At 53.2% G+C, this 20610-nt stretch carries 22 protein-coding genes; 17 read left to right on the forward strand and 5 right to left on the reverse strand.

Annotated elements, in window-relative coordinates; genetic code table 11:
• Positions 1-5: 5 nt before the first annotated feature.
• Positions 6-725 (reverse strand): sulfate transporter family protein, encoded by a 720-nt coding sequence (locus tag K1X45_RS11630; RefSeq protein ID WP_220158897.1) that lies wholly within the window; start codon positions 723-725, stop codon positions 6-8.
• 246 nt (positions 726-971) lie between these two features.
• Here K1X45_RS11630 and K1X45_RS11635 point away from each other — a divergent pair, with 246 nt between their 5' ends.
• The gene (locus K1X45_RS11635; protein ID WP_022710714.1) at positions 972-1994 is read left to right on the forward strand and encodes an adenosine kinase; all 1023 of its coding nucleotides are present in this window, start codon (positions 972-974) and stop codon (positions 1992-1994) included.
• A 42-nt stretch (positions 1995-2036) separates the two neighbouring features.
• Here K1X45_RS11635 and K1X45_RS11640 read toward each other — a convergent pair whose 3' ends face one another.
• The 3 genes from K1X45_RS11640 to hrcA form a co-directional block, all read right to left on the reverse strand.
• Positions 2037-2696, reverse strand: a complete 660-nt coding sequence (locus K1X45_RS11640) for a trimeric intracellular cation channel family protein (RefSeq protein ID WP_122094049.1) — start codon at positions 2694-2696, stop codon at positions 2037-2039.
• 169 nt (positions 2697-2865) lie between these two features.
• Complete coding sequence (grpE, locus tag K1X45_RS11645) at positions 2866-3513, reverse strand: nucleotide exchange factor GrpE (RefSeq protein ID WP_220158898.1); 648 nt, start codon at positions 3511-3513, stop codon at positions 2866-2868.
• Between the two features lie 106 nt (positions 3514-3619).
• Positions 3620-4705 (reverse strand): heat-inducible transcriptional repressor HrcA, encoded by a 1086-nt coding sequence (hrcA, locus tag K1X45_RS11650; RefSeq protein WP_075654098.1) that lies wholly within the window; start codon positions 4703-4705, stop codon positions 3620-3622.
• 213 nt (positions 4706-4918) lie between these two features.
• Here hrcA and rph point away from each other — a divergent pair, with 213 nt between their 5' ends.
• The 14 genes from rph (at position 4919) to K1X45_RS11720 (ending at position 15571) form a co-directional block, all read left to right on the forward strand.
• Entirely contained in the window at positions 4919-5635 is a 717-nt protein-coding gene (gene rph, locus K1X45_RS11655; RefSeq protein ID WP_022710718.1) for a ribonuclease PH, read from the forward strand.
• A gap of 161 nt (positions 5636-5796) precedes the next feature.
• A complete protein-coding gene (locus K1X45_RS11660; RefSeq protein ID WP_220160482.1) occupies positions 5797-6207 on the forward strand; it encodes a VOC family protein in 411 nt (136 codons plus the stop codon).
• Positions 6208-6211: 4 nt separating this feature from the next.
• Complete coding sequence (rdgB, locus tag K1X45_RS11665; RefSeq protein ID WP_220158899.1) at positions 6212-6865, forward strand: RdgB/HAM1 family non-canonical purine NTP pyrophosphatase; 654 nt, start codon at positions 6212-6214, stop codon at positions 6863-6865.
• Positions 6865-8076, forward strand: coding sequence for a radical SAM family heme chaperone HemW (gene hemW, locus K1X45_RS11670; protein WP_220158900.1), 1212 nt, complete (start codon positions 6865-6867; stop codon positions 8074-8076). Before rdgB ends, hemW begins: the two co-directional genes overlap by 1 nt.
• 22 nt (positions 8077-8098) lie before the next feature.
• Complete coding sequence (gene rsmI, locus K1X45_RS11675) at positions 8099-9004, forward strand: 16S rRNA (cytidine(1402)-2'-O)-methyltransferase (RefSeq protein WP_022710722.1); 906 nt, start codon at positions 8099-8101, stop codon at positions 9002-9004.
• The gene (locus K1X45_RS11680) at positions 9004-9378 is read left to right on the forward strand and encodes a YraN family protein (RefSeq protein WP_220158901.1); all 375 of its coding nucleotides are present in this window, start codon (positions 9004-9006) and stop codon (positions 9376-9378) included. The genes rsmI and K1X45_RS11680 overlap by 1 nt, the downstream gene beginning before the upstream one ends.
• Before the next feature lie 125 nt (positions 9379-9503).
• The gene (gene cysG / locus K1X45_RS11685) at positions 9504-10991 is read left to right on the forward strand and encodes a siroheme synthase CysG (protein WP_220158902.1); all 1488 of its coding nucleotides are present in this window, start codon (positions 9504-9506) and stop codon (positions 10989-10991) included.
• Entirely contained in the window at positions 10991-11290 is a 300-nt protein-coding gene (locus tag K1X45_RS11690; protein ID WP_022710725.1) for a DUF2849 domain-containing protein, read from the forward strand. Before cysG ends, K1X45_RS11690 begins: the two co-directional genes overlap by 1 nt.
• Positions 11291-11318: 28 nt before the next feature.
• Positions 11319-12989, forward strand: coding sequence for a nitrite/sulfite reductase (locus K1X45_RS11695; protein WP_220158903.1), 1671 nt, complete (start codon positions 11319-11321; stop codon positions 12987-12989).
• The gene (locus K1X45_RS11700) at positions 12979-13728 is read left to right on the forward strand and encodes a phosphoadenylyl-sulfate reductase (RefSeq protein ID WP_220158904.1); all 750 of its coding nucleotides are present in this window, start codon (positions 12979-12981) and stop codon (positions 13726-13728) included. Before K1X45_RS11695 ends, K1X45_RS11700 begins: the two co-directional genes overlap by 11 nt.
• Positions 13725-14264 carry a DUF934 domain-containing protein gene (locus K1X45_RS11705; RefSeq protein ID WP_220158905.1) on the forward strand — a complete coding sequence of 180 codons (540 nt, stop codon included), beginning with the start codon at positions 13725-13727 and terminating at the stop codon, positions 14262-14264. Before K1X45_RS11700 ends, K1X45_RS11705 begins: the two co-directional genes overlap by 4 nt.
• Positions 14265-14415: 151 nt before the next feature.
• The gene (locus K1X45_RS11710; RefSeq protein ID WP_022710729.1) at positions 14416-14763 is read left to right on the forward strand and encodes a 2Fe-2S iron-sulfur cluster-binding protein; all 348 of its coding nucleotides are present in this window, start codon (positions 14416-14418) and stop codon (positions 14761-14763) included.
• A 94-nt stretch (positions 14764-14857) separates the two neighbouring features.
• On the forward strand, positions 14858-15151 hold the full coding sequence (locus K1X45_RS11715; protein WP_022710730.1) for a Dabb family protein: 294 nt from the start codon (positions 14858-14860) through the stop codon (positions 15149-15151).
• A gap of 174 nt (positions 15152-15325) precedes the next feature.
• Positions 15326-15571, forward strand: a complete 246-nt coding sequence (locus K1X45_RS11720) for a hypothetical protein (protein WP_022710731.1) — start codon at positions 15326-15328, stop codon at positions 15569-15571.
• Positions 15572-15647: 76 nt separating this feature from the next.
• Here K1X45_RS11720 and K1X45_RS11725 read toward each other — a convergent pair whose 3' ends face one another.
• Positions 15648-16130: a BA14K family protein gene (locus tag K1X45_RS11725; RefSeq protein WP_220158906.1), complete on the reverse strand. Its 483-nt coding sequence runs from the start codon at positions 16128-16130 to the stop codon at positions 15648-15650.
• 334 nt (positions 16131-16464) lie between these two features.
• On the opposite strand from K1X45_RS11725, the gene metH reads away from it, so the two are divergent.
• A complete protein-coding gene (gene metH, locus K1X45_RS11730; RefSeq protein ID WP_220158907.1) occupies positions 16465-20217 on the forward strand; it encodes a methionine synthase in 3753 nt (1250 codons plus the stop codon).
• Positions 20218-20388: 171 nt separating this feature from the next.
• A complete protein-coding gene (locus tag K1X45_RS11735; protein ID WP_220158908.1) occupies positions 20389-20607 on the forward strand; it encodes a hypothetical protein in 219 nt (72 codons plus the stop codon).
• The last annotated feature ends 3 nt before the right edge of the window (positions 20608-20610 follow it).

The raw sequence follows: 20610 nt of genomic DNA on the forward strand, positions 1-20610 counted from the left end.
CCCGATCAGTGACTATTGATTACGCGCGGCTTTTGTCCGCTCAGGGCTTTATGCAGATGCACCATCATGGCAGCGGCGAAGAGCGGTGTCAGCAAATTGATGAGCGGTATCGCCATAAATCCGGCAATCACCAGACCACCGAGAAAAACTGTAATCCGGTTTTCTTCACGGAAGGCTTTGGCACCATCCTCACCGCGATAGCGCATTGCTGCAAATTCAAAAAACTCACGTCCGAGAAGATAACCGTTGACGATGAAAAAGGCGATCAGATTAACGCCCGGTATCAACAGCATCAGCAATGCGAATAAGTTGCCGAGGATGACCACAACCAGAAATTTGAGCGAATAGACGAGGGAACGGCCAACCGGCATCGGAGTGCCGGCCGGTTCATTGCTGTAATCCTCACGCTCGATAATTTCAGCTACATCATCAAGAAACATACCTGCAATCAATGCAGTAACCGGTGCGATCAGAAAGGCGAGCAACAGCGCCAGCACAAAACCGGCGGCAATCGCGGCAAACAGGCCGAGCCAGCTTGTCCAGTCCGGCATGGCAGGCAGCATATTTTCAAACCACGGCCATGCCAGCCAGAAAAAGAACTGCCGTGCCAGCGCCCATAATGCGATCAGTGCCAGCAGGGTCAGGCCGAGCGATTTCCACAGAACTGAGCGGAACTCCGGAGAGGGTAGGCGGTAGAGGGCATTAAGCGCGGCGGTGAGGATCATCGGGGCTCCGTTTTTGTCTGGCGCGCATCTTATCCGAAAACCGCTATACACTTTTCGGGATGCGCTCTTTTTTCCGATAGATAGGGAGCCTGTACAGGGGCAACAAGATGAGCTTTTACAGATCGCCCGCTGTATTGATGAAAACGAAAACGCTTTTCTGCACTGGCAAAAAACATATTCCATAGATAGAACTGGTGCCGCAATGGATGCGAGGGCTGAGTTCCGGCCATCCGCCGCGAAGTTTTTATGGGAGTAAAAGCCATTTCTGCCGCCAAATATGACGTGTTATGCATCGGGAATGCAATTGTTGATATTATTTCCCGCACCGAAGATGATTTTCTGGTCAATAATGGCATCATCAAAGGTGCTATGAATTTGATCGACAGCGAAAGAGCCGAGCTGCTTTACAGCCGCAAAGGCCCTGCGATTGAAGCGTCGGGCGGCAGCGCAGGCAATACTGCGGCAGGTGTGGCCAGTCTGGGCGGTCGCTCTGCCTATTTTGGCAAAGTTGCGATGGATCAGCTCGGCACGATTTTTACACATGATATTCGTAGTCAGGGTGTGGCGTTTGATACGGCACCATTGCAGGAAGGCGTACCGACCGCGCGCTCCATGATTTTTGTGACGCCCGATGGCGAGCGTTCCATGAATACCTATCTCGGTGCCTGCGTGGAGCTTGGTATTGAAGATATTGAAAGCTCCAAAGTCAGCACATCCAAGCTGGTTTATTTTGAAGGCTATTTGTGGGATCCGCCACGCGCCAAAGAAGCAATTTTGCTGGCAGCGAAAATCGCCCATGAGCATGGCCGTGAAGTGGCCATGACCCTATCCGATCCGTTCTGTGTGGATCGCTACCGTGATGAGTTTCTTGATCTGATGCGCTCTGGTACTGTCGATATTGTTTTCGCCAATGAGGCGGAGGTTAAATCGCTCTATCAGACTTCATCTTTTGAGAGTGCGCTCGAAGCCTTGCGTGCCGATTGCAAACTGGCTGCAGTGACCCGTTCGGAGCAGGGATCGATCATTCTGCGTGGTGATGAAACCGTGGAAGTGCAGGCGATTGAAATTGACGCGCTGGTTGATACAACCGGTGCAGGCGATCTTTATGCCGCCGGTTTCCTCTATGGCTATACCAATGATTATCAGCTGAAAGAATGCGGTGCGTTCGGCTCATTGGCTGCCGGTATTGTTATCCAGCAAATCGGCCCGCGTCCGCAGAATAATCTGAAAGATATTGCTGCACAGGCGGGTCTTATCAAAGCCAGCTAAAGATATAAAACGAAACGGGGAGGGAAATATTACTTCCCGTTTTTATTCGTCGCGCACAATACCGTCACGTTTGAGTTCTTCTTCTGTGCGTCCGCGCCGCGCTTTGTGTGCAGGCAGTACCCAGCCGTAATATAAAGCGCCGCCGCGGATCAGAAAAGCGATGCCGGTACCGGCCAGCACAGAGAAGGTGATCGGCGCATTGAGCGCACTCAGCGCCACAAACGTACAGGCACCGGCAAGCGCTGCGGAAATATAGATTTCACGGCGCATCAATACAGATGGCTGCCCTGCCACCACATCACGCAAGACGCCGCCCATTGTTGCGGTGAAAATACCGGCAACGATGGCCACCCATGCATTGAAACCGAGATGCAGTGCCTTTTCTGCGCCCATCACGCTGAACATCGCCATACCTATGGCATCAAGCCAGAGCAAAATACGATAACGCGATTCAACACGGTGCGCGGTGAAATAGACCAGAATCGCAGCACTGGTGCCGATCAGCAGATAGAGCGGCTCGCGCACCCAGTTAACCGGTGTATTGCCCAGCATCAGATCACGCAGGGCACCACCGCCGACGGCGGTCATATTGGCAAGAAAGATGAAGCCGATAATATCAAGACGGCAGCGCGAGGCCGCCAGCGCACCGGTTGCGGCAAAGACAAAGACACCGGCATAGTCGATGAAATCGATAAATGTCATGTCTTGTCCTCCCTTATCTAAGCAAATCGCACCGGATTGCTTATGCCTGTGTAACGCAATTTTATGAAAATTCAGCCCAATAAAAAGCGGACGCAAGGAAAGCCCTGCGTCCGTTTTGTCTTTACACTGAGCGACTGAGACTGATGTTAAGCCGCAATGTCAGAATATTTTATTCTTTAGGACCGCCGCGAGATACGCCGACCATGGCCGGACGCAGAACGCGTTCGCCGATAGCATAGCCGGTCTGCATGACCTGAACGACCGTATTATTCGGCACTTCAGCATTCGGAACTTCAAAGATCGCCTGATGGAAATTCGGGTCGAATTTCTGACCTTCCGGCGACAGCTGGGTTACACCATGACGTTCCAGCGCATTGATCATTGCGCGTTCAGTCATTTCCACGCCTTCAGCCAGAGCTTTCAGGCCTGTGTCTTCAGCAAGCGCATCTGTCGGAATAGCATCCAGCGCACGGCGCAGATTGTCGGAAACTGAAAGCATATCGCGGGCAAAATTGGTCACCGCATAGGCTTTCGCATCCTGCATCTCGCGGGCAGTGCGTTTGCGCAGATTTTCCATATCGGCAGCCAGACGCAGCATCTGGTCTTTCAGCGCATTATTCTCCACCTGCAATTCGGCAAGCGGGTTGATGGCATCTTCAGCGGCAGCATCATCTTCTGCAGCTTCAGCCACTGCTTCATCCTTGCGCGCTTTCAGAAAATCATCAGCGGCACGCTTCAGAGCATCGCGGTCACGCGGATTATTCAGGTCGCGCTGGCCAAGATCTGGGGTTTCGCCGTTTTTCTTTTCGTCAGCCATTATTCTCTTCCGTCTTGAATCATATTGTCTGGGATATCGATGTTTGTGTACTGAAAATCAAGGCCATCGCTCTGTGGCGCGGCAAATTAACAGGGTGAAACCGGTTTTAACCCCGTAACAGGCGGGAAACCAGCGAGGCCGTATAGTCCACCATCGGCACGATACGGGCATAATTGAGCCTTGTCGGGCCGATCACGCCAAGCGCGCCGATGACCCGTTGTTCGGAGTCGCGATAGGGCGCAACCACCAGTGAGGAGCCGGACAGGGAGAAGAGTTTATTCTCCGAGCCGATGAAAATCCGTACACCGGAACCGGCTTCCGCCAGATCCAGCAGCTGGATCATGCCTTCTTTGGTTTCCAGATCGTCAAACAGCAGGCGTAACCGTTCCAGATCATCCTGCGCGGAGATATTTTCCAGAAGATTGGAACGTCCGCGCACAATCAAACGGGTTTGCTGGTCACCGGATGCGCCGCTCCACACTGCCAGCCCCTGTTCCACCAGATGCTGGGAGAGGCTGTCGAGCGCCTGACGGGTTTCCTCTTGCAAAGTTGCAATCTGATTGCGGGCTTCGGCAAGGGTTTTACCGTGGATATGGGCATTCAGAAAATTCGAGGCTTCGATCAGCTGCGAAGACGTCACACCTGCAGGCAGGTCAAGGACACGGTTCTCTACATCGCCGCTTTGCGTGACCATCACCGCCAAAGCACGGGTTGGGTCAAGCCGCACAAATTCAATATGCTTGAGCGCGCCTTCGGCCTTGGTCGCCAGTACCAGGCCGGCACCGCGTGACAGGCCGGAGAGGATCTGGCTGGCTTCGGTCAGCACATGCTCAACAGAGTTATTTTGACCGGCAGCACGTACCTGATGTTCAATACTGCTGCGTTCATCGGCAGGCAGGTCGCTGACCTCCATAAAGGCATCGACAAAGAAGCGCAGACCCAGTTGGGTCGGCATCCGGCCGGCGGAAATATGCGGAGAATAGACCAGTCCCAGATGTTCCAGATCACTCATCACATTACGGATGGTTGCCGGAGACAAAGATAAAGGCAGCAGACGTGACAGATTGCGCGAGCCGACCGGCTCGCCGTCATTCAGATAGCTTTCAACAATGCGCTGGAAAATATCGCGTGACCGCTGATCCAGCACCTGTAAAGGGGCATGCAGAGTGTCAGCACGATCCGGTCTTATCATAGGTTCATTGGCTCCGTTTATACGCAATATATAGGCTATTGTGCAGCGCTGGCAAAGGGCGGGAGATGCCCTTTGCATGTTTCCCCTTCGATTTTCCTTTAAATTTGGCGACTACAGGCTTAGAAGCAGGATAACTACCTTTCAAAGGTGTCATCAGATTACAGTCAGGCTGCCGTTCATTGGCGATGCAGTCTTGTTTTAAAAGGAAAATCCATGCGTCCATCCAAACGCACTCCGGACGAAATGCGTGCAATCTCTTTTGAACGCGGTATTTCCAAACATGCAGAAGGCTCCTGCCTTGTGAAATTCGGCGATACCCATGTGCTTTGCACCGCAAGTCTTGAAGAAAAAGTTCCGGGCTGGATGCGCAATAGCGGTAAAGGCTGGGTCACAGCAGAATATGGCATGCTGCCACGCTCAACCGGCGATCGTATGCGTCGTGAAGCCGCCAGCGGCAAACAGGGTGGCCGCACACAGGAAATTCAGCGTCTGATCGGCCGTTCCTTGCGCGCCGTTGTCGATATGCAGGCTCTGGGTGAATATCAGATCACCGTCGACTGCGATGTTATTCAGGCTGATGGCGGCACCCGTACTGCGGCCATTACCGGCGGTTGGGTTGCGCTTCATGATTGCCTGCGCTGGATGGAAGCCCGCCAGATGGTCAAGGTCGACAAGGTTCTCAAGGACCATGTTGCTGCAATTTCCTGCGGTATTTACGAAGGCGTGCCGGTGATTGATCTGGATTATCCGGAAGATTCATCCGCGCAGACCGATGCGAATTTCGTGATGACCGGTCGCGGTGGTATTGTTGAAGTGCAGGGCACAGCCGAAGGTGAGCCATTCTCGGATGAGGAGTTTGCGGCGCTGATGGTGCTGGCACGTAATGGTATCAAGCGTCTGGTTGACCTGCAGAAAATGGCTGTTTCTTAATTCGGAAACAGGCTGCTCTGAATGCATTCTGAATTATCCAATAATTTAATTGGATAATTCACCCGATCGTGAGCGGAGAATGTTCCGGAACCTGTTATAACGGGCCGGAGCATTTCCGTAACAATGATGATGGTGGGAAATTCATAATGCAGAACGAACAGCTGAAACCGAAACAGATCCTTGAAACCGCGCTTTATGTGCGCGATATCGAAGAGGCTGTGCAGTTCTACCGCGATATTCTGGGGCTGGAACTGGCGTTGCCCTATAATCATCGCAATGCATTTTTTCGCTGCGGCGAGGGCGTATTGTTGATTTTCGACGCCAGAGAGACGGTAAAACCGGCACCGGAAGGGGCGCTGCCTGTCCCGAGCCATGGTGCAACCGGTGCAGGCCATATGTGTTTTGCAGCCAGCCGCGAGGAAATCGCAGACTGGAAGCAACATCTGGAAAAACATGGTATCGAGGTTGAGCGCGAATTTGACTGGCCGAATGGCGCGCGCTCACTTTACATCCGCGATCCTTCCGGCAATTCACTGGAATTCGCTGAACCCAAATTATGGAATAATGGATAAACTGATGAGAGAGCTGAACAAAGGCAAACTGGTTGTTGCAAGTCACAATGCGGGCAAGCTCAAAGAGTTTGCGGATCTGATCGGACCGTTCGGTTTTGATACCCAGTCAGCCGGTCAGCTTGGCCTGCCTGAGCCGGATGAAACCGGCACAACTTTTGAGCAGAATGCTTATATCAAAGCCTTTGCCGCAGCTGAAGCAACCGGTCTGCCTGCTCTCTCGGATGATTCCGGCATGATGGTTGATGCGCTGGGCGGTGAGCCTGGTGTGTACACAGCCAATTGGGCGGAGCTGCCGGATGGCAGCCGCGATTTCAATATGGCGATGGGCAAAGTTATCGATAAGCTTGCAGCCGCAGGCGCAATGCTGCCGGAACAGCGCAAAGGTCGCTTTGTTTCCGTAATCTGCCTGTGCTGGCCGGATGGCCACGCGGAATATTACCGCGGTGAAGTGGAAGGTCAGATTGTTACGCCACGCGGCAATGACGGTTTCGGCTTTGACCCGCTGTTCTTGCCGGATGGTTATGACAAGACATTCGGTGAAATGACCGCGACGGAAAAACACGGCTGGAAACCGGGTGATGCTCACGCCTTGTCGCATCGTGCACGCGCATTCAAATTGTTTGCCGAAGCAAAATTTGCCATGGCGGAAGTTAAATAATGCAGTCCCTGTCTGCTGTCGCTCATGCTAATAGTGTGAACCCGCTGCCCATCTTGCAGGCAGACGGGGATCATGCTTTCGGTATTTATCTGCATTGGCCGTTCTGCATGGCCAAATGTCCTTATTGCGATTTCAACTCGCATGTGCGGCATCAGCCGGTGGATCAGCCGCGTTTTGCGCAGAGTTTCTTGCGCGAAATGGCGACGTTGCGCGAGCGGACAGGACCACGCACGGTTACCAGTATTTTCTTAGGCGGCGGCACGCCATCACTGATGCAGCCGCAGACCGTCGGCGCTTTGCTGGATGGAATCGCCAAATACTGGTCCGTTGCTGACAATATTGAAGTGTCGCTGGAAGCCAATCCGACCAGTGTGGAAGCCGACCGTTTTCGCGGCTACCGCGCTGCCGGTGTCAATCGCGTATCGCTCGGTGTGCAGGCACTGAATGACCGCGATCTCAAGCGTCTCGGGCGGTTGCATTCTGTGGCTGAGGCGAAAGTGGCGATTGGCCTGGCACGGGAGATTTTCCCGCGCCTGTCTTTCGATCTGATCTATGCCCGCCCTGACCAGACGATTGCCGACTGGAATGCGGAATTGCGCGAGGCGGTAGCCCTCGCAGCCGATCATTTGTCGCTCTATCAGCTGACAATTGAAGAAGGCACACAGTTCTATAATCTCTGGAAGGCTGGCAAACTGACCACGCCGGAGCCGGATCATGCCGCAGCACTTTATGAAGAGACGCAGCGCGTGACGGCAGAGCTTGGTCTGCCTGCCTATGAGATTTCCAATCATGCGGTTGCAGGACGCGAGTCCCAGCATAATCTGGTCTATTGGCGCTATGGCGAATATGTCGGCGTCGGCCCCGGTGCGCATGGGCGCTTCCGTGAGAACGGCACACGCACAGTGACAATTACTGAGAAGCATCCTGAAACTTGGGTGGATAAGGTTGAAGCCTCCGGCCACGGTATTATTGAAGAAGAATATCTGACAGCGGAACAGGAAGGCGATGAATTCCTGATGATGGGACTGCGCCTGAAAGAAGGCGTTGATCTCAACCGCTATCAGAAGCTGACCGGCCATGGTCTGAACCCGCAGCGGCTGGAGCAGCTTCTGGAGCAAAAATTGCTGGAACTGCGCGATGAGCGTTTCTTGCGGGCAACGCCGGATGGTGCTTTGCTGCTCAATACGCTGGTTGCAGAACTGACTGCATAAGCCGTTAAAATAAGGATAGAACGTGGAAGACAATCTACAGGAAACGCGCGGCTATGTGGTGGGGGAAAAGAACTTCCGTGCCCGCCCGATTGAGCCTGCGCTCTATATTGTCGCCACGCCAATCGGTAATCTCGGTGATATAACTTTGCGGGCGCTGGAAGTGCTGGCATCGTGTGATGTGCTGGCCTGTGAGGATACGCGCGTTACCCGTGTGCTGCTCAATCGTTTTGCGATTGCCCGCCGTCCGATGGCCTATCACGAGCATAATGCTGCTGAAGCCGGGCCGAAAATTCTGGAAGCACTGGCGGCCGGTAAAAGCGTGGCACTGGTTTCCGATGCCGGTACGCCGCTGGTTTCCGATCCGGGCTATCGTCTGGTCGAGGAAGCCCGCAATGCCGGTTATAAAGTGGTGCCGGTGCCCGGTGCCTCGGCGGTGATGGCGGCTTTGATGGCCTCCGGCTTGCCGACCGACAGTTTCATGTTTTGCGGTTTCCTGCCGCCGAAACAGGGGCAGCGCCGCAACAAGCTGGAAACCTATAAGACCATTGATACGACGCTGATCTTCTTTGAATCGCCTAACCGTGCCTCGGATACTTTGCAAGATATGGCGGCAGTCTTTGGTGCGGATCGCCCTGCTGCTCTGTGCCGTGAGCTGACCAAAGCCTATGAGACTTTTTCAACCTCGACTTTGGGTGCGCTGTGCGAACAATATGACGGCGAAGACCGTATTCGCGGTGAGGTGGTTTTGCTGGTCGGTGCGCCGTTGCAAAATTCCGTGCCGGTGACCGAGCAGGATATTGATGCCTTATTGCTTTCGCTTGCACAGGAGCTTTCACCATCCAAAGCAGCCGGTGAAGCTTCACGCATGACCGGTAAACAAAAAGGCGAACTCTATCAGCGCCTGATGATATTGAAGGCTCAAAAATAATGAGTACGTCTCGTGAGAAAAAGCAGCAGGCATTTTCTCGCGGGATACGGGCGGAGCGGCTGGCCGCTTTTGCTCTGATGCTTAAAGGTTTTCGCATCGTCGAGCGGCGCTATAAAACCCGCTTTGGCGAGATTGATCTGATCGCCAGACGCGGCAGTCTGGTGCTGATTGTCGAGGTTAAAGCGCGTGCCTCCGTTGAAGCGGCAATGGAAGCTGTCAGTGCTATGAACCTGTACCGGATTGAGTCTGCGGCTGATCATTGGCTTGCCCGTCAGCCGGATCATCACAAGTTGTCTCTGCGCTTTGATCTTATCGCGGTGCTGCCGCGCTGCTGGCCGGTGCATATACCGGCGGCTGTCAGTTTTCGGAACTAAATTTCACGAAATTTGCAAAACTCGCAAAAGCGATGCGGCGCAGCGGCCAAGCGCACAAGCCTGTTGCTTATAAGCTGTCGCAGAATGCGCGATACTCGGCACAATCTTTAACCACCCTTTGAAAGGTGCTGATTGTGACAGCTCACCCAACCAGATTAACGGCTTTTCCGGCTTTCTTCCGCGTGGACAGCGCGGCAGTGCTGATTGTCGGCGGTGGTGAAGAAGCGCTGAACAAGGCGCGGCTGATTGCGGAAACAACAGCGCAAATCCGCATTGTGGTGCCGGAAGGTGAGACACCGGAAGCTGATCTGGTGCAGTTCGTGCTGGATGCTGGCTATAATTTACGTACCGGTGCTTTGCAGGATAATGATTTCGCTCAGGTGAAACTCGCATTCGTGGCGACAGGTGATGCCGCACAGGATGCAAAAATCGCTGATGAGATAAAAGCACGGCACATTCCGGTCAATGTGGTCGACAGGCCGCATCTGTGCGATTTCTTCACGCCTGCGCTGGTGGCTCACGCACCGGTTGCCGTGGCAATCGGTACAGAAGGTGCAGGGCCGGTTCTGGCGCAAAAACTGCGCCGCGAGATAGGGGCTGCTTTATCGCCACAGATTGGCGCATTGGCGCAACTGGCGGCAGATTATCGTGACAAGGTGGAAAGCACACTGCCGAGAGGTGCAGCGCGACGTCAGTTCTGGAATGTATTTTTCAACGGCACAATTACGCAGGCTGTTGAGCGCGGTGATCTGAGCCTTGCGCGGGAACTGGCCGATCAGGCTCTGATTGAGGTGAATATCCCTGCCGGTTATGTCTGGCTGGTCGGCGCAGGGCCGGGGGCTGAAGATCTGCTGACTTTGCGTGCGCAACGCGTGCTGATGCAGGCGGATGTGATCCTTTATGATGCGCTGGTGCCGGAGAGCGTGGTTACTATGGGCAGGCGCGATGCGGTACGCATTCCTGTGGGGAAGCGCAAAGGCTGCCACAGTAAAAGCCAGAGCGAGATTAATCAGTTGCTTGTTGAGCTTGCCCAAGAAGGGCAGCGCGTGGTGCGGCTAAAATCCGGTGATCCGCTGGTCTTTGGCCGTGCCGGTGAAGAAATGGCCGCTTTGCGTGCAGCCAATATCGGTTTTGAGATTGTTCCCGGCATTACTTCAGCCATTGCTGCTGCCGCTGATATGCAGTTGCCTTTGACATTGCGTGGTGTTGCATCCTCCCTGATTTTCACCACCGGTCACGATATGGCGGGGGACATACTGCCGGACTGGGCGCGGCTCGCTCTCAGCGGTGCAACCATTGCTGTCTATATGGGCGCAAGCGTTGCCGCTTCTGTTGCGAGCCGCCTGATCGGTGCAGGTCTGCATGAAGATACGGCCGTGGCCGTGGTGGAAAATGCCGGACGGAGCGGGCGTGTAATGTTGCACGGCCTCTTAAAAGATCTGGCGCATCTGGAAAATCATAAAGAGCTGCGAGGGCCGGTGATGGTGATTATCGGCGATGCGGTTGCCGGTGCCTCTCTGGAAGATGCCCGCCCGCTTGCCCAAGAGCACACAGCGGTACAACAGACACCGGCACTGCATATTTTGCAAGCCGGTGAAAAGGAGAAAGCATAATGACAGTCAAAGTTCTGAGTGCCAATCGTTTGAGCGACGGTGTTTCGGTCTGGCTTGCTGCGGATGGTCATTGGGCGAGTTCCATTCGCGGAGCGCTGCTGGCGCGGCATCCTGAGGCTGTGGCAGCGCTGGAAGCGGCCGGTCAGCAGGCCAGCCGTTTTGATGAGGTGGTGGATATCAATCTGATTGAGGTCGAAGAGCGCGGCAATGAGCTGTTTCCGGTTCGTCTGCGTGAACGCATCCGCCTATCAGGCCCGACAATCACGCCTGTTGTACGGCTGCATTCGGTAGCCGGTTGAGTTTTAATGCGCGTTGGGAGAGGCAGTCATGTACCGGTATGATGAGTTTGACCGCGAATTTGTTTTCGCCCGTGTGGAGCAGTTTCGCGATCAGGTGGCACGTCGTTTAAGCGGTGAACTGAGCGAGGATCATTTCAAACCGCTGCGGCTGATGAATGGCGTCTATCTGCAACTCCATGCCTATATGCTGCGCATTGCTATTCCTTACGGCACTTTGTCCTCCCGTCAGATGCGCAAGCTGGCACATATTGCCCGTGTCTATGATCGTGGCTACGGACATTTTACAACGCGACAGAATTTGCAGTTCAACTGGCCGAAACTCACCGATATTCCCGCTATTCTGGAAGAGCTGGCCGAGGTGGAGATGCATGCCATCCAAACCTCCGGCAATTGCATCCGCAATGTAACAGCCGATCATTTTGCTGGTGCGGCACAGGATGAAGTGGCCGATCCGCGCCCCTATGCCGAAATTTTACGGCAATGGTCATCACTGCATCCGGAATTTTCCTATCTGCCACGCAAATTCAAAATTGCGGTCACGGGGGCTGAGGCTGATCGTGCGGCCATTCAGGTGCATGATATAGGCCTGCATCTGAAAGAGAACGAGCAAGGACAGCGCGGCTTTGCAGTCTATATCGGCGGCGGGCAGGGACGCACGCCGATGATTGCCAAAAAGGTACGGGATTTTCTGCCGGAAGCGGATTTACTGACCTATATCACCGCTATTGTGCGGGTTTATAATCTCCATGGCCGCCGTGATAATAAATATAAGGCCCGTATCAAAATCCTCGTCCATGAAACCGGACTGGAAGATTTGCAGGCGCAGATTGAAGCCGAATGGCAGGTGATTAAAGACAGTGATCTGAAACTGCCGGAGGCCGATATTGCGGCCATTAATGCCTATTTTGCTGCGCCCGATTTGCCGGAACGCGCAGAGGGGCACGGGCTTGTCGCTGCAACACGTAAAAATGATGCGGGTTTTGCCTCATGGTTTTCCCGTAATGTGACACCGCATAAGCATCCTGATTATGGTGTGGTGACAATCTCGCTCAAAGCGATCGGTGAAATTCCGGGCGATGCGTCAGCCGATCAGATGGACATTGTGGCTGATCTCGCTGAGCATTACTCGCAGGCAGAAATCCGCGTCAGCCATGAGCAAAATCTGGTGCTGCCGCATGTGGCGCTGGCCGATTTGCCTGTGCTTTATGCGCAATTGCAGCAGGCCGGTCTTGCCACAGCCAATGCAGGGCTGATTACCGATATTATTGCCTGCCCGGGGCTCGATTATTGCGCTCTGGCCAATGCCCGCTCCATCCCTGTGGCGCAGCGTATTTCCGAGCGTTTCGGTTCACAGGCGCGGCAGGAAGAAATCGGTGATCTGAAGATCAAAATTTCCGGCTGTATCAATGCCTGCGGTCATCACCATGTCGGCCATATCGGTATTCTCGGCGTGGAGAAAAAAGGCGAGGAACTATACCAGATCACGCTCGGCGGTTCCGGTGATGAGCAGACATCTATCGGTGATATTACCGGTCGCGGTTTTTCATCTGAAGATGTGGTGGATGCTATTGAGACGGTGGTCAATACCTATCTGAATATCCGCAGCGCAACGCAGGAAAGCTTTCTCGAAACCTACCGGCGCTTAGGGGCGCAGCCGTTTAAAACCGCACTCTACGGGGAGGCTGCCCATGCAGCCTGATACGCATCAACGGGTTGCGGACAGGGTTCAGCATCTCAATCATCTTTATGGTGCGGCACCGGCTGAGGACATTATTGCTGCCAGTGTGCAGGAATTTGGAGCAGGGCTGGCAGCCGTATCCTCTTTCGGTGCGGATTCTGCAATTTTGCTGCATTTGATTGCGCAGGCGCAGCCGTCATTGCCGGTTTTGTTCTTGCAAACCAATAAGCATTTTCCGGGGACATTGCGCTATCAGGCGCAACTGGTGCAGGAGCTGGGGCTGACAGATGTCCGCGATCTGTTGCCGGACGCGAGTGCTTTGAAAACGCATGATCCGCTGGGCGCTCTGTGCCTTACAGATAAAGACCGTTGCTGCGATTTACGCAAAGTCCAGCCGCTTGCACAGGGCATTGCACCATTTCAGGCATGGTTCACGGGGCGCAAGCAGTTTCAGGCGGCTACGCGCAACAATCTGCCCGCTTTCGAGGCTTTGGGGCAGCATATCCGTATCAATCCTCTCAAAGACTGGAACGCAGAACAGCTGGAAGCCTACCGCGAGGTGCATCATCTGCCGCCGCATCCGCTGGTGGAGCAGGGCTATCGCTCCATAGGTTGCATGCCATGCACGCGGCCGGTCAGTGATGATGAAGATCAGCGGGCAGGGCGCTGGTCAGGTTCCGGTAAAACCGAATGCGGTATTCATCTGGGGGGGCTGGAGCGGCATTTGCAGCAGGATAAAATAAAGGGAGCAGATGCATGACGGATGTTGCATTGCCTGCCGTCTGGTCACGCAGCGGCCTGACTGAGGATGAATTTGTAACGGTTGAGACGCTTGAGGAAATTGCGGGTCACACAGCTGTGTTGCTGTCGCTGACACTCTGGGCAGAACTGAACACACAGCTAAATCGCCTGCGCAATATCCGTATCGGTGTGCGGGTGGAAGCCGGTGAAGCGCTCGACACTTTGCTGGATGATTTGGCGCATATTGATATTCTGGTGCTGGATTTTCCCGCCTTTAATGACGGGCGCTCTTTTTCCAAAGCCGCACGGCTGCGCTCTCATTACGGATTTGCCGGTGAGATCAGAGCATCAGGCGCTGTGCATATTGATCAGGTGAGTGCGATGCTGCGCTCCGGTTTTGACACGCTGCAGGTTAAAGATGCACGGACTTTGCAACGTCTGCTTACCGGAGAACTGCACGATAGCGGTCTTTATTATCAGCCGGTTGCCGGTGGCATTCATGGTGCCGAACAGGGACTGGCCGGTTATAGCTGGCGGCGGCGACAGGGTCTGTAAGATCAGCTGTTTTCAATACAGCCTGAATAGTTTTCACTATGGTCAATTCACGGTTTAGGGACAGGGAGGCAGGAATAAAGCTTGTTTTATGTGCTGAAAACATTATCTACCATTGTATCTCCCAAGTCTGCGCTGTTCAAAAGGCATCGTTTTGAGTTCTGATACACTTTTCATTCATGTAACCGATCAAAAGGGCGAGCGGCATACGCTTGAGGCTCTCGAAGGCTTTCGCGTTATGGAAGTGATCCGTGACTGGGGCCTGAATATTAAAGCGGAATGCGGCGGTGCCTGTGCCTGCGGCACTTGTCATGTTTATGTAACGCCGGAATGGGCGGATAAACTCTATGACCCGCAGGATGAAGAGCTGGATCAGCTCGACCAGACCTTCCATGTCGAAGATAATTCGCGGCTTTCCTGCCAGATTATTATGACGCAGGATCTGAACGGTCTTGAAGTCCGGCTGGCTCCGGGCACGGAAGCAGACCGAGAAGCGGCTTAACGCTCAAATTTCACATTGAATTGAAGATGACTTTTCCGGCGCCCATATGATAGATAACCATTCTTCATATCAACCGGCTGGTTAGGAAACACTCGTGATACGGCATATTGTATTTTTCAGCGTCAAAAAAGATCAGGACGTGGAGGATGTATGTCGCCGTTTACGGGCTCTGGCGACGATTCCCCATTCCGAATGTTTTGAAGTTGTAGCGAACAGCAAAGTTGATCCGATGTGTGACCGGATTGATCTGGTTGTTTATGGCGAGTTCCGTGATGAAGCTGCACTGGCCGCCTTTAAAGCGCATCCGACCTATGATGCGACGACTCAGGCTGTGCGCCCGTTGCGCGAAATGCGCTATTCGGCTGATTTCACATCAACCATTGCCTGAAATAATCCCCTGAAAAGCGCTGCGATTGCTGATATTCATGATGATCTGCAGTTGAAGATTCACGTTAAAAGTGATTGTCTGGCTTTGAAATGATGACAAGCTGGCGGTTATTGCACTGCAGGCTGTGTTTAAAACTGCTTTAAGCCCGCACGGGCTGGTACATAGGAAATGCATATGGACGATTATGAAAAATATGCCATGGGCATGATGATCGTTTTCGGCGCGCTGATTATTGGTGCCCTGATAACCGTAAATCTTGTGGTTTATGACAAGCCCGGCTTCTTGTTTGCACTTGGTGCGGCAATCGTCGCATGGTTTTCAGCATTCGCTGTTTTGCTGGATAAGCCGCGTGTTTACGGCGCATTGATTGCTGTGGCGATCGGTCTGGTTGCGGCTTCAATCGGCTCTTATGTTACCTGATCTGCTGATAAAGTTTGACTTTAATAAAACGCCGCCTGTTTCAGGCGGCGTTTTTGTTTCTGTCAGCGGGGCTTGCTCAGATATAAGGTGAGTAGCACTGACGGCGCGGACCGTAATTCGGCTGGAACGTATTGTCCGATGCGCGGTAAGACCGGTAGCGGTTATAGCACCAGTTGATATGGGCATTACGGCCGGAGCGGTAAACCGGTGCCGGACGATAATAGCGTGGCGGTGCCGGACGGTAATAACGGAACTGCGGCTGATAATAAGGTCTGTAATACGGCCGGTAGTGCGGACGGTTCCAGTGGCGCGGCCGGTCATAACGACGATCATAGCGACGGTCGTAACGGCGGTCATAGTGTCGTCTTTCACGATATTCGCGGCGTTCCGGATAATATTGAACATTCCGGCTCAGGCCTTGTTTTGCTGCGGTCATATCCTGCAACACAGCACTATAAGCGGCAGCAACCGGCTGCGCTTGCGCTACAGTGCCGAAAGACAAAATGCTCATAGTCAGCGCTGTCAGCGCCGCAGTAAAATAAGAAAGCAGTTTTCTCATTTCTGTTTCTCCTCAATGAAGGCGCACTCAATAATCTTCTGTCAGCGTTTCATGACATATGCTTATCCGGCGCATCGGGCATGGTACTCTCTGAGAGATGAACGCTGCATGACTGTAATTATTCCCGCGATACAAACCGGAATTTGTTTTTTCCAATATACGCTGAAGCCACGGAAAAACTGCGGCGAATTTATGCCGGTGATTTCACAAATCATAACGGCAATGGCGCGTTCGGTGAGCGGGAGGAAGCAGGAATGGAGGGGTTGCGCATTTGACATAAAGATATGTTTATGTCATCAACTCAAAACTATTTGAGTAACAGGCAGGAAATATAATGAGCACTTCACTGGATGATCTGTTTGGCCCCGTCGCTGCAAAGCCGGATGGTTCGGAAGTGCTTGCCGCTTTGCAGAAAGCTGCCCGTGAACGCATCCTCATTCTTGATGGTGCGATGGGTACGCAGATTCAGGGGCTGGGTTTCCATGAAGAGCATTTCCGTGGTGAGCGCTTTGCCGCTTGTGAGTGTCATTTGCAGGGCAATAATGACCTGCTAACCCTGACCCAGCCACAGGCAATTGAAGAAATTCATTATGCCTATGCGATAGCCGGTGCGGATATTCTCGAAACCAATACATTCTCTTCCACTTCTATCGCACAGGCCGATTACAGCATGGAAGAGGCGGTTTATGATCTGAACCGAGATGGTGCCCGTTTGGCACGCCGTGCCGCTCTGCGTGCGCAAGCCAAGGATGGCCGCCGCCGTTTTGTCGCCGGTGCCTTGGGGCCGACAAACCGCACGGCTTCCCTGTCACCGGATGTGAATAATCCGGGCTACCGCGCCGTGACATTTGATGATCTGCGTATCGCCTATGCCGAGCAGATCAATGGTCTGGTCGATGGCGGTTCGGATATTATTCTGATTGAAACTATTTTCGATACGCTCAATGCTAAGGCTGCGGTCTTTGCCTGTGAGCAGGTTTTTGCCGAAAAAGGCATCCGCTTGCCGCTGATGATTTCCGGTACGATTACCGATCTTTCCGGCCGCACATTGTCCGGCCAGACGCCGACAGCTTTCTGGTATTCGCTGCGCCATGCGCGTCCGTTCACCATTGGTCTGAACTGTGCGCTGGGTGCCAATGCGATGCGTGCGCACTTGGCAGAGCTTTCAGGTGTGGCCGATACTTTTGTTTGCGCCTATCCGAATGCCGGTCTGCCGAATGAGTTCGGCCGTTATGATGAGACACCGGAAGTGATGGCCGTGCAGATGGAAGATTTCGCGCGTGAAGGTCTGGTCAATGTGGTAGGCGGCTGTTGCGGTTCTACGCCGGAACATATTACCGCGATTGCTGAAGCCACAGGCAAATACGAGCCACGTAAGCCGGTGAAACTGGCACCACTGATGCGTCTGAGCGGCCTTGAACCGTTTACGCTGACCAAGGATATTCCGTTTGTGAATGTCGGCGAGCGTACCAATGTCACGGGTTCTGCGCGTTTCAAAAAACTGATTACCTCCGGTGATTATACGACGGCGCTCGATGTTGCCCGCGATCAGGTGAATAATGGTGCGCAGATCATCGACATCAATATGGATGAAGGCCTGATCGACAGCCAGAAGGTGATGGTGGATTATCTCAATCTGGTCGCTGCCGAGCCGGATATTGCCCGTGTACCGGTGATGATTGACAGTTCCAAATGGGATGTGATCGAGGCCGGTCTGAAATGCGTTCAGGGTAAACCGCTGGTCAATTCTATCTCCCTGAAAGAAGGTGAAGAAGCCTTTATCCATCACGCTAAACTGGTGCGTGCCTATGGTGCCGCCGTGGTGGTGATGGCTTTTGACGAGACCGGCCAGGCGGATACCAAACAGCGTAAGGTCGAGATTTGTACCCGCGCCTATAAAATTCTGACCGAGCAGGTCGGTTTTCCGCCGGAAGATATCATCTTCGATCCGAACGTGTTTGCCGTGGCGACAGGGATTGAAGAGCATAATAATTACGGCAATGATTTCATTGATGCGACCAAAGAAATCATTGAAACCCTGCCGCATGTGCATATTTCTGGCGGTGTTTCCAACCTGTCTTTCTCGTTCCGCGGTAATGAGCCGGTGCGTGAAGCTATGCATGCGGTGTTTCTTTATCATGCCATTCAGGTTGGCATGGATATGGGGATCGTCAATGCCGGTCAGCTGGCGGTTTATGAATCGATTGATCCGGAATTGCGTGAAGCCTGCGAAGATGTGGTGCTGAACCGTCGTGAGGACGCGACCGAACGCCTATTGGAAATTGCCGAGCGCTTCCGTGGTGCAGCGGGCAAAGAAGCCAAAGAGAAAGACTTAAGTTGGCGCGAATGGAGCGTTGAGAAGCGTATTGAACATGCGCTGGTCAACGGTATTACCGAATATATTGAAGCTGATACGGAAGAAGCCCGTCAGAGCGCCGAGCGCCCGCTACATGTGATTGAAGGCCCGCTGATGGCCGGTATGAATGTGGTGGGGGATCTGTTTGGCTCGGGCAAAATGTTTCTGCCGCAGGTGGTGAAATCTGCCCGCGTGATGAAACAGGCTGTAGCGGTTCTGCTGCCCTATATGGAAGAGGAAAAGGCACAGAATGGTGGTGAAACCCGCCAGAGTGCCGGTAAAATCCTGATGGCGACGGTCAAGGGCGATGTGCATGATATCGGCAAGAATATTGTCGGTGTGGTGCTGGCCTGTAACAATTATGAAATCATCGATCTCGGTGTGATGGTGCCTGCGGCCAAGATTTTGCAGGTAGCAAAAGACGAGAAAGTGGACATTATCGGTCTGTCCGGTCTCATTACACCGTCGCTGGATGAAATGGTGCATGTGGCAGCGGAGATGGAGCGTGAAGGCTTTGATCTGCCATTGCTGATCGGCGGAGCCACTACCAGCCGTGTGCATACGGCAGTGAAAATCCATCCGAAATATCAGCGCGGCCAGACCGTTTATGTGCTGGATGCCAGTCGTGCTGTCGGTGTTGTGTCTCAGCTGTTATCGCCGGAGCAGAAAGACGGCTATGTGGCTGACATCCGCGCGGAATATGCTAAGGTCACTGCTGCTCATGAACGGAGCGAAGCGGAGAAGAAGCGCCTGCCGCTGGCTCGCGCCCGTGAGAATAGCGAAAAGCTGGACTGGGAAAATTATACCCCGCCGAAACCGACTTTCCTCGGCACCAAAGTCTTTGAAACCTATGATCTGGAAGAACTGGCACGCTATATTGACTGGACGCCGTTTTTCCAGACATGGGAGCTGAAAGGCCGCTTCCCAGCCATTCTTGATGATGAAAAACAAGGCCCTGCCGCGCGTCAGCTTTATGAAGATGCGCAGGCCATGCTGAAGAAGATCATTGACGAGAAATGGTTCGCACCGCGTGCGGTCATCGGCTTCTGGCCGGCCAATGTGGTGGGCGATGATATTCACCTTTATAAGGATGAAACCCGTCAGGAGCATACGGATACATTCTACACCCTGCGCCAGCAGTTATCGAAGCGCGACGGTCGCCCGAATGTGGCACTGTCGGATTTCATGGCACCAAAAGACAGCGGCAAGGCGGATTATATTGGCGGTTTCGTCGTCACTGCCGGTATTGAGGAAGTGGCGATTGCCGAGCGTTTTGAACGCGCCAATGATGATTACTCCTCCATTCTCGTTAAAGCACTGGCAGACCGTTTTGCGGAAGCTTTTGCGGAAGCCATGCATGAACGGGTGCGTAAAGAATTCTGGGGCTATGCGAAAGATGAGACTTTCACGCCGGATCAGCTGGTGGGTGAGCCTTATGCGGGTATCCGTCCGGCACCGGGTTATCCGGCGCAGCCTGACCATACGGAAAAGACCACTCTGTTCCGTCTGCTCGATGCCACGGCAACCACAGGTGTAGAGCTGACAGAGAGCTATGCGATGTGGCCGGGTTCTTCGGTTTCCGGTCTCTATCTCTCGCATCCGGACAGCTATTATTTCGGTGTGGCCAAGGTCGAGCGCGATCAGGTTGAAGATTATGCGAGTCGCAAAAATATGCCGGTTGCGGATGTGGAGCGCTGGCTTGGACCGATATTGAATTATATTCCTGAGTAATATTTAACGCCTTGAATAAAGTAATTTATTCAAGGCGTTAAATGAATTTATAAGTTTATTTTGTTCATTTGCCGTTCATATATCCGGATATAATTTTTCCGTGCATTTCATTGTTTTCTTTTTGCAGAGCATGAATTGCAATCAAATTTAATGCTTATAAAGGTGATTTTTATGAAGCGTTTTATTCTCGCAATTGCTGCCCTTGGTATGATCGCTCCGGTTGCAGCTCAGGCCGCACCTGCTGCCAATGCGCCGATGGCAGCGCAGACGCAGAAGTCTGTTGCTCAAAAAACGATGGCCGCAAAAATTGTCAAAGGCAAGAAAGCCACTGCTTCTAAAACAACCCAGTCTTCTGCGAAGAAAACAGCACCTAAGCAGGTAAAGAAATAACGC

It is taken from the genome of Pseudochrobactrum sp. Wa41.01b-1 (assembly GCF_019464455.1).
In the GTDB taxonomy this organism is placed as follows: domain Bacteria; phylum Pseudomonadota; class Alphaproteobacteria; order Rhizobiales; family Rhizobiaceae; genus Pseudochrobactrum; species Pseudochrobactrum saccharolyticum.